Here is a 9,094-nt window from a genome sequence, read left to right on the forward strand (position 1 = left end):
TATTTTGATTTGTTCCGGGGTTATGGGAGAGGCTTTTGGCGTTTTCCCCTGTCGCTCATCACGCAGTTGTTTTACCCATTTCGTCATCGTAGAAAGGCCGACGTCCATGGCTTTTGCTGCTGGCGCGGCGGTGTAATTTTGGTCGACAACCAGTTGAACGGATTCGCGTTTGAATTCAGGACTAAAATTTCTTCTTTTCATTGGTTCAGCCGTGTTGTTCTGAGGTGAGCATATCACCTCTGTTCAGGTGGCCAAATTCAGTGTGCCACTACAAATCCCTATTAATATCGCGGCAGGCCCCCCGTTCGGGGTGGTCTGCCGTTTCTTGCGCGCGTCGGTGGGAAATGTTCCCTGCCGCCGGGTGCGAAAAAATCCCCGCCTGCCATGATATTCTGGCGCCGCCAAAACGGTTTTGCGTTATGATCGTGGGCGCCAGCAGTAGGGTGTTTCCCGCAGGCAAATCCGAAAGCCGCGGACAAGCACCGTCAATGCGTCCGGTAGCTTGAGGAAAGCGTGCCGGTAGTGGTATGGTTTATCGTTTTTTTTTCAGATTTTAGAATACTTTTGGATTAGCAAGGAGATTGACGCAATGCGTATCATTCTGCTGGGTGCTCCGGGCGCTGGTAAAGGCACTCAGGCACAATTTATCATGGAGAAGTACGGCATTCCGCAGATTTCCACCGGCGATATGCTACGTGCCGCGGTGAAAGCGCAGTCCGAGATCGGCAAACAGGCCAAAGCCCTCATGGATGCCGGCAAGCTGGTGACCGATGAGCTGGTCATCGCGCTGGTCAAAGAACGCATTAAACAAGACGATTGCCGCAACGGCTTTTTACTGGATGGGTTCCCCCGTACTCTTCCTCAGGCGGACGTCATGAAAGAGGCGGGTATCGCGGTAGATTATGTGCTGGAATTCGCGGTGCCGGATAGCCTTATCATTAACCGCATTGTCGGTCGTCGGGTGCATGCCCCTTCAGGACGGGTGTATCACGTGAAGTTCAATCCGCCCAAGCAAGAAGGCAAGGATGACGTGGCCGGCGAGCCGCTGACTACCCGCAAGGATGATCAGGAAGACACCGTACGCAAGCGCCTGGTGGAGTACCATCAGCAGACGGCACCCCTTATCGACTATTACCGTAAAGAAGCGGACGCCGGGCATACCCGGTATTTCACCCTCGACGGTACCCCCAATGTGAGCGAAGTGAGCGCTGAATTAGCCGCCATCCTCGGTTGATCTACCGCTGGGTGCTTCGCAAGCAAGCAGCCGCGCCTTTGCCTCCGTCTGGGCGCAGACGGTCAGCGCGGTCCGTTGGGAACCACCATTGACCGCTGTCATAGTTGACTGAACGCTCACGCCGGTTGTTGAGTCCGCATTCGCGTTGCGGGCTGTTACGGTTGGCGCTGCACCCACACGACGTTACTGCATTCGACCGCTGGTGCTGCATCGAATCGTTGGCGCTACGCCTGATTGTTGGCGCAACCATTTGGCGCCCCCTCAGACATCACCTATTGTAATGATAATGGATGATAACCATTCTCAAGAGCCGCTTTTCCGCTACAATACCCGCTTCGACAGCGGGTTTAACTCTCTCTGCGAAATTCATGGGGTTAGCGCCGGCGACGAAGCGATAAGGAAACGGCAATGAGCCAAAAAAAATACGGCGTATTGATGGTCAATTTGGGAACGCCGGAAGCCCCTACTTCTCGAGCGGTCAAGCGTTACTTGGCCGAATTCCTCAGCGATAAACGCGTGGTGGATACGCCACGGGCGCTATGGCTACCGCTATTGTACGGCGTTATCCTGTCGCTGCGTTCACCACGGGTAGCAAAGCTTTATCAAAGCGTCTGGATGGACGAGGGATCGCCGCTGTTGGTCTATAGCCGCCGCCAGCAGCAGGCGCTGGCCGCCAGCTTGCCTGATGTCGCGGTAGAGCTGGCGATGAGCTATGGCCAGCCGGCGCTGCCGCAGGCAATCGCACGCCTGCTCGCGCAAGACATCACCCGATTGGTGATTCTGCCCCTGTATCCCCAATACTCCTGCTCCACCAGCGCCGCGATTTGGGATGCGGTGGCGCGTATTCTCACCGGTTACCGCCGGTTACCGTCGATAAGTTTCATCCGCGATTATGCAGCGCATCCTGCCTATATCGCGGCACTGGCTGCAAGCGTTGAGCTCGCGTTTACCCGGCACGGCAGGCCGGATCGGCTGGTTATCTCATTCCACGGCATACCGCAGCGTTACGCCGCGGAGGGCGATGATTACCCGCAGCGGTGCGACGTTACCCGCCAAGCCCTGGCCGCGGCACTGGATTACCCGCCAGAACAGGTAATGATGACTTTCCAGTCGCGCTTCAGCCGTGATCCCTGGCTGCTGCCCGCCACCGATGAAACAATGAAAAGCCTGCCTTCTGCGGGCGTGCAGCACGTGCAGGTGATTTGTCCCGGCTTTGCCGCTGACTGCCTAGAAACCCTGGAGGAAATTCAGGTGCAAAACCGGGAGATATTTGAACATGCCGGCGGTAGTACGTTTTATTATATCCCGGCGCTTAATGATGATGCGCCGCATGTCGATCTGTTGCGCCAGCTTGTGACGGCGGAGCTGCGCTAACCCTCACGTCGTCTGCGGCCGCCGAGGGGACCCGGGCCGTTTCCTGAAGTGATGAAGGTGGCGCGGCCCTCGCTGTCATGTTCCGCCTATTGCCGCCGGAGTGGTCCGTTCCATTCCCTATACAACGCAGGGCGTCAGTGGGGGCGTAAGCTCCATTTCCTGCTGTAGCAAGGCTATCATACTGTTGACGATTTCCCGTTCGCCCATAACGAACTGCGTGGCACCGCGCTCGGTGAGATGATGTAATCCACATCATCATCGTAGTGCGCGCGGACGATAATTTTCAACGCCGAATGCTGCTCGCGCGCCAGCGCGACAATTTCTCCCGCCTCAAACCCGTTGGGGATGGTCACCAGCAGCCAGCGTGCGATATCCAGCCTCGCCAGCGCCGTGATCACGGCGCTGGCCCACAATGGCGGATTTTCCTGCCTTTAGACGACGGCAATGAGGCGTGCGCGGCGGTGATTGCCGCCGCCTGCGTCTGAAAAGGGTCGGATCCGGGGTTAACTATCGCGTTTGGCGATATTGGCAAATAAAGCCTGCAACGACTTTTGCAAATCCGCCGGCGCCAGCTCGATATCCGGACCGTGCTTGCCGCCCTAAACAAAGATGGTGCTGAAGGCCTGCGCCGGTGCATCAATGACCGTCGGCAGGTGTTTTTTCTGCACCAGCGGGCTGATTCCGCCCACCAGATGGCCGGTGGTTTTCTGCGCCAGCTGCGCATCAGCCATTTCTGCTTTTTTGGCGCCCAAAAAAGCGCGCGCGATTTTTTTTAAATCCAACTGCAGCAAAACCGGCGTGACCGCCACCGCCAACTGTCGTGGTTCGCCATTGAGAGAGACCAATAACGTTTTATAGACCCGATCGGCGCTGAGCCCCAATTTCTGTACCGCCTCCTCACCGAAATGGGTTTCATTGGCATCGTGCTCGTAGGCGTGCAGAGTAAAAGGAATACGGTGTTTTTCCAGTAAGGTGACCGCGGGCGTCATGACGGGATCCTGCAAACAAAAGTTTAGGCGTTCAGAGTAGCGCAAGCACTGCTGCGGGTAAATGATCCCCGATGGTGTTCATTGCCGCAACAGTCCCGGTAAATTATCCGCGTCGTAGAGATGCAAGGCGCCGACCGCCACCACGTAAGCGCCCGGCGGCAGCTATTGCAGCGTAGATTTCCAACGATGATTGCGGTCGGTCATCAAATAGCGGTAGAGATCCTGACTGAAGGTGGCGGGAAACGTCTGGCGCTCGTCCACCGGCCGGCTTTCCAACCACCAGCCGATCATGACCTGCAGCAGGCGCGCATTGGTGTGCCAGTGCGTCAGCGTGTCCGCCAGCAGCGCCGCGCCTTGATCCGGCAATTTGCGCAGCAGCCCCAGCTGTTCCTCCGGTCCCTCCAGTTCAATAATCGGTTGATCATTGGTGCGTGCGGCCTGGATTAACTGATAATCGATACCGTAATCGGCGCGTAGGCCCAACCGCTCCGCCTGACGGGATTGCAGTAGCAAGGCGACATGCCAGGCGGGCAAGGCGTCAAGCGCCGCGAGATCCAAATGGTATTCTTCGCTCAACTGACGCACGTGATCATAATGCGATGCGCTAAGCCGGTCCGCCAACGGCATTTGTGCTTCGCCGGCGTGTGCCAGCGGCGGGCTGACGGTGATGTCCGCCTCCACTATCAGCGCCTGAGCCTGCTCGAGGCGCTCCAGCAGACGCGCGGGCAGGGGGGCCATCGCTGAAGTTCCCATATGCATGCTGCCCACCAGATGAAATTGTCGCCCCGATGCCAGGCTGACATCCATACCCGGCCAGGGAAACGTCGCCGGCGTTAACGCGCCCAACAGACTCGCCAGGCGCCGTAATACATTTCTCATGCCTATCGCTCCGGTGCTTTTCGTTGGCTAAGGGTAGCATGAAGCGACGGGCGGGCGGTCAGGAATCTGCTGCCGCCGGTGTTCTCCGCGGGTCGGTGCGGGCGGATGACGGCTTAAAGCGGATAAGCCGGTTGGCGTTACTCACCACCGTAATGGAGGAAAGCGCCATCGCCACGCCCGCCACTACCGGACTGAGGAGGGTACCGGTAAAAAGGGACAGGATTCCGGCGGCAATGAGAATACCCAGTGCGTTGTAAAAAAACGCACCCAGCAAATTTTGTTTCATATTGCGCGACGTGGCGTTGGACAACGCCAACGCATCGGCGACGCCATGCAGGCTGGCACGCATCAAGGTAATGGCGGCGGTTTCGATCGCGATGTCGCTGCCGCTGCCCATGGCGATGCCAACTTCCGCCGTCACAGCACGCCGGCGCATCGTTGATGCCATCGCCAATCATCGTTACCCGATAGCCCTGACGCTGTAACGAAAGAATGGCCGCCGCTTTTCCGTCGGGCAGGACGTCGGCCATGACCTGATCGATGCCGAGGCGGGCCGCGACCGTCCGGGCGGTGTCGGCGTTATCGCCGGTCAACATGACCAGCTGATACCCTGCCGCGCGCAGACGCTCAAGCGCTTCGCCGCTGTTGCTGCGTAACGGGCCATGTACCGCGATTAGCGCCGCTAGTTGACCGTCCACGACCAGCAATACCGGCGTGGGGCCCTGTTGCGCCTAATAGCGCGACCGTCCTGCGCCCGCCTCGGTGTCCACACCCTGCTGCGTCAGCAACGCGTCGTTGCCGAGTAAAACCTGCTGTCCTGTCAGACGCGCGCTAACGCCAAGAGCGCGCAAGGTGCGGAATTGTTCCGGCTGAGGCAGCGTTTGACCGTTATCGTCTTCCTGCGCGCGGGCGCGAATGGCGTGGCCAGCGGATGAGCGGAGCCCTGTTCAATAGCCGCGGCGTGCGTGAGCGCGCGCCGGTTATCCCAGCCGTTAAAGGGTTCGATAGCCACGACCGGGGCCGTCCTTCGGTAAGCGTGCCGGTCTTATCGAACACCAGCGTATCGATGCTGGTCGCTTGCTGCAACGCGTCGGCGTCGCGAATCAGCACGCCGAATTCCGCGGCGCCGCCGACGCCCGCGATAATGGACATCGGCGTTGCCAGACCCAGCGCGCAGGGGCAGGCAATGATGAGCACCCTCGGGGTGATGACCAGCGTATAGGCAATGCGGGGTTCAGGCCCGAACACAAACCAGGTAGCGGCGCTCGCCAGCGCAATAGCCACCACGACAGGCATAAATACCGCCGAAATCCGGTCGGGCAACTGGCCGATGGCGGGTTTGCTGCTTTGCGCTTGCCGCACCAGCCGGATGATTCTGGCCAGCGTGGTTTGATTACCCGTAGCCTGGGCGGTGAACAACACGCTACCGTCCGCCACCACCGTACCGGCATGGACGCGATCGCCGGCCTGTTTGTGCCGCGCCGCCGGTTTCGCCGGTCAGCATTGACTCATCCAGCCAGACCTCGCCCTGGACGATATCGCCGTCCACCGGTACCCGGTCGCCGCTGACCAGGCGCAGCGTCATACCGGGCACGACGTGCGCCAGCGGCAATAGTTGCTCACCGTTATCCATCACCACCCACGCGTTGGGTGGCGTCAGGCTGAGCAACCGCGCCAGCATGCGTCCGGCGTGCTGGCGCGCGCGCTGGAACAGCGCGTGGCCAAGATTGATTAAACCGATAATCATCGCGTTGGCTTCAAAATACAGATGACGGGCCATGGCGGGGAAGGCCAGCGGCCAAAGCACGACGCTGATGGAATAAAGCCAGGCGGCGCCGGTCCCGAGCGCCACCAGGGTATCTCCATCGTGGCGCTGCCGTTGCGTAGGCTGGTCACGGCGCTGCGATAAAAGTGACCGCCGGCGGACGACCATGACCGCTAACGTCAGCAGCCCTACGGCCAGTCAGGGCAGGCAGGTGACGGGCGTCAGCGCCGATTGCCAGCTGAAGCGCCGCATCGCCTGTGCAGCCGTTTGCTGCTGGCGCTGACGGCGCACGTCCTCATCCTGGATCACTTCGGCGCCGTAGCCTGCCTGTTGCACGGCAGCAACCAGCGCCTGCGGAGCAGGTGTACCCATCACCAGCGCGCTGCGTTCGGCCGGATTGACTCGCGCTCGCGTCACGCCGGCAACGCCCGCCAAGGCGTGTTCGACGCGCGTTACACAACTGGCGCAACTCATTCCATCGATAAGTAAATGCAGGCTCTCATCCGGCGACGACAGCGCAGGGGCCTCTGCCAACGACGCGTGGGTCTGCGCCGGAAATGTTTTCGCCGCTGCCGGGGGCTCCGGCGCTTCGCTATGGTCCGTCAGCGGCGCAGTTTTGGGGCGGCGGCCGCCTCGGTTTGGCGCGCCTGATAGCCGACTTGCTGCACCGCCGCGATCAGTTCGCGGGCGGTGGCGTTACCGGTGACGTGGGCGCGATCCAGCGTCACCTCGGCGCCGGTGACACCCGGTACCGCTTCCAACGCTTGTTTCACCCGATTGATGCAATGGTTGCAGGTCAAATCCTGCAGCTCTAATTCCGTCGTCGTAGACATGGTTTTCTCCTCAGATAAAAAGGACGGTAGCCAGTTATCACCCCCGCGTTTGCAGCAAGAACATCGTACTACCGGTCATGTTATGACAATCAGCCTAAACCTTCCTGTCGGGGGAAGGTAAAGTCTTTATAGCTGAAAATACATCATTTTGCGCCCGCGAGCGCTCAGCCCCCTGGGGCGGGACGGCATCTTCCGCCTAAAAGTGTGGGGCGGTGATTTGCGGTATTGACCCGATCCCGTTTCGCAGTGGAGGGAATATAGTCCAACAACTCTGTGGCCATGAAGGTTAAGCGTGATCGTCTATGCACCAGGACGTTGAGGCCTGCCGGTGCGATAATCCGGTTAATGATTCGCAATCCCCGCGTTGCGCCTGGGCAAAGGTCTCATGACCGTGAAGGTGTATTGGCGTTCGCGGTCGGTGTGACGCTCGGCATCATCACATCGCGTCATCATTACTCAAATATAAAGGTTGATAAGGAATTCGTTATGTCATTATCACTTAAGGTCTATATTGGTCAGCATTCGTTGGCTATCGATCCCTCCCGTATTGGCCGCCTGCTCAGCCCGGATAAAGACTATGCCACGCACCTGGGAATTTGGGATCGTATTAAAAATTTTTTCCGTCCTCATAATAAATCGGACGCCCTCGACTGCCTTTATCGCTTGATTCACAGCGATAACCTGCCCGGAACCCCGGGCGGTGAAGGCAAATCCACTTCGCTGCACACCGCGCTAAATGCATTTACCAATCTTAAAGCCTTAACGAAGGAGGAAGACAAGGCATTATTTTGTAGTGGCACACTGAATTTGGCCACCTGAACAGAGGTGATATGCTCACCTCAGAACAACACGGGTGCACCTAATAAAGAAAAGAAATTTTAGTCCTGAATTCAAACGCGAATCCGCTCAACTGGTTGTCGACCAAAATTACACCGACGCGCCAGCAGCAAAAGCCATGGACGTCGGCCTTTCTACGATGACGAAATGGGTAAAACAACTGCGTGATGAGCGACAGGGGAAAACGCCAAAAGCCTCTCCCATAACCCCGGAACAAATCAAAATACGTGAGCTCAAGAAGAAGCTACAACGCATTAAAATGGAAAATGAAATATTAAAAAAGGCTACAGCGCTCTTGATGTCAGACTCCCTGAACAATTCTCCTTAATCGGGAAACTCAGAGCGCGTTATCCCGTGGCCACACTCTGCCACGTGTTCAGGGTTCATCGCAGCAGTTACAAATACTGGAAAAGTCGTCCTGACAGGCCAGACGGCAGGCGAAAGGTATTGCGCAGTCAGGGTTATGAACTGCACAATATCAGTTATGGTGCAGCTGGCGCGAGAAGTATCGCCACCATGGCAATCCAGAAAGGCTTCCGGGTGGGGTGCTGGCTCGCAGGTAGACTCATGAAAGAGCTGGGGCTGGTCAGTTGTCAGCAGCAGACGCACAGGTATAAGCGTGGCGGTTAGGAGCATGTTGCGATCCCGAATTATCTTGAGCGCCAGTTCGCTGTAACGGCGCCAAACCAGCTATGGTGCGGCGATGTGACATATATCTGGATCGGGAAAGGCTGGGCATACCTTGCGGTTGTTCTTGATCTGTTCGGGAGGAAACCGATGGGCTGGGCTATGTCGTTCTCCCCGGGCAGCAGACTGACCATCAAAGCACTGGAAATAGCATGGGAAACGCGTGGTAAACCAGCCCGGAGTGATGTTCCACAGCGATCAGGGTAGCCACTATACGAGCAGGCAGTTCCGACAGTTGCTGTGGCGTTACTGGATCAAACAAAGCATGAGTCGGCGGGGTAACTGTTGGGATAACAGTCCGATGGAGCGCTTCTTCAGAAGTCTGAAAAACAAGTGGATACCGGTAACGGGCCATATAAGCTTCAGCGAAGCCGCTTATGAAATTACCGACTATATCGTGAGATATTACAGCGCACTCAGGCCACATGAATATAACGGTGGGTTGCCACCAAACGAATCAGAAAATAGACACTGGAAAAACGCTAACGCGGTGGCC

The 9,094-nt window shown here is 57.8% G+C and carries 4 protein-coding genes and 5 pseudogenes; 4 read left to right on the plus strand and 5 right to left on the minus strand.

All coding sequences use genetic code 11. The annotated features are described in order from the left end of the window. Nucleotides 1-201, minus strand: a 201-nt coding sequence (locus ACTBDU_RS14695; protein WP_438806991.1) for a transposase, incomplete at its 3' end; no start/stop codon positions are given. A gap of 388 nt (nucleotides 202-589) precedes the next feature. Here ACTBDU_RS14695 and adk point away from each other — a divergent pair. Beyond that, complete coding sequence (adk, locus tag ACTBDU_RS14700; protein WP_438806992.1) at nucleotides 590-1,234, plus strand: adenylate kinase; 645 nt, start codon at nucleotides 590-592, stop codon at nucleotides 1,232-1,234. Nucleotides 1,235-1,642: 408 nt separating this feature from the next. Continuing rightward, nucleotides 1,643-2,608 (plus strand): ferrochelatase, encoded by a 966-nt coding sequence (hemH, locus tag ACTBDU_RS14705; RefSeq protein ID WP_438806993.1) that lies wholly within the window; start codon nucleotides 1,643-1,645, stop codon nucleotides 2,606-2,608. A 117-nt stretch (nucleotides 2,609-2,725) separates the two neighbouring features. On the opposite strand, the pseudogene ACTBDU_RS14710 reads toward hemH, so the two are convergent. The 4 pseudogenes from ACTBDU_RS14710 to ACTBDU_RS14725 all read right to left on the minus strand — a co-directional run. Further along, nucleotides 2,726-3,003 (minus strand): annotated as a pseudogene (locus ACTBDU_RS14710) (NAD-binding protein); the annotation flags it as partial. Nucleotides 3,004-3,111: 108 nt separating this feature from the next. Beyond that, nucleotides 3,112-3,597 (minus strand): annotated as a pseudogene (ybaK, locus tag ACTBDU_RS14715) (Cys-tRNA(Pro)/Cys-tRNA(Cys) deacylase YbaK). Nucleotides 3,598-3,675: 78 nt separating this feature from the next. Beyond that, nucleotides 3,676-4,476 (minus strand): annotated as a pseudogene (locus tag ACTBDU_RS14720) (TraB/GumN family protein). A gap of 58 nt (nucleotides 4,477-4,534) precedes the next feature. Continuing rightward, a pseudogene (locus ACTBDU_RS14725) lies at nucleotides 4,535-7,074 on the minus strand (copper-translocating P-type ATPase). Between the two features lie 420 nt (nucleotides 7,075-7,494). On the opposite strand from ACTBDU_RS14725, the gene ACTBDU_RS14730 reads away from it, so the two are divergent. Both ACTBDU_RS14730 and ACTBDU_RS14735 read left to right on the plus strand, forming a co-directional pair. Continuing rightward, the gene (locus ACTBDU_RS14730; protein WP_438806994.1) at nucleotides 7,495-7,893 is read left to right on the plus strand and encodes a hypothetical protein; all 399 of its coding nucleotides are present in this window, start codon (nucleotides 7,495-7,497) and stop codon (nucleotides 7,891-7,893) included. A 43-nt stretch (nucleotides 7,894-7,936) separates the two neighbouring features. Beyond that, nucleotides 7,937-9,094, plus strand: a pseudogene (locus ACTBDU_RS14735) (IS3 family transposase); the annotation flags it as partial.

Source organism: Sodalis sp. (in: enterobacteria), assembly GCF_051710625.1.
In the GTDB taxonomy this organism is placed as follows: Bacteria; Pseudomonadota; Gammaproteobacteria; order Enterobacterales; family Enterobacteriaceae; genus JBPESN01.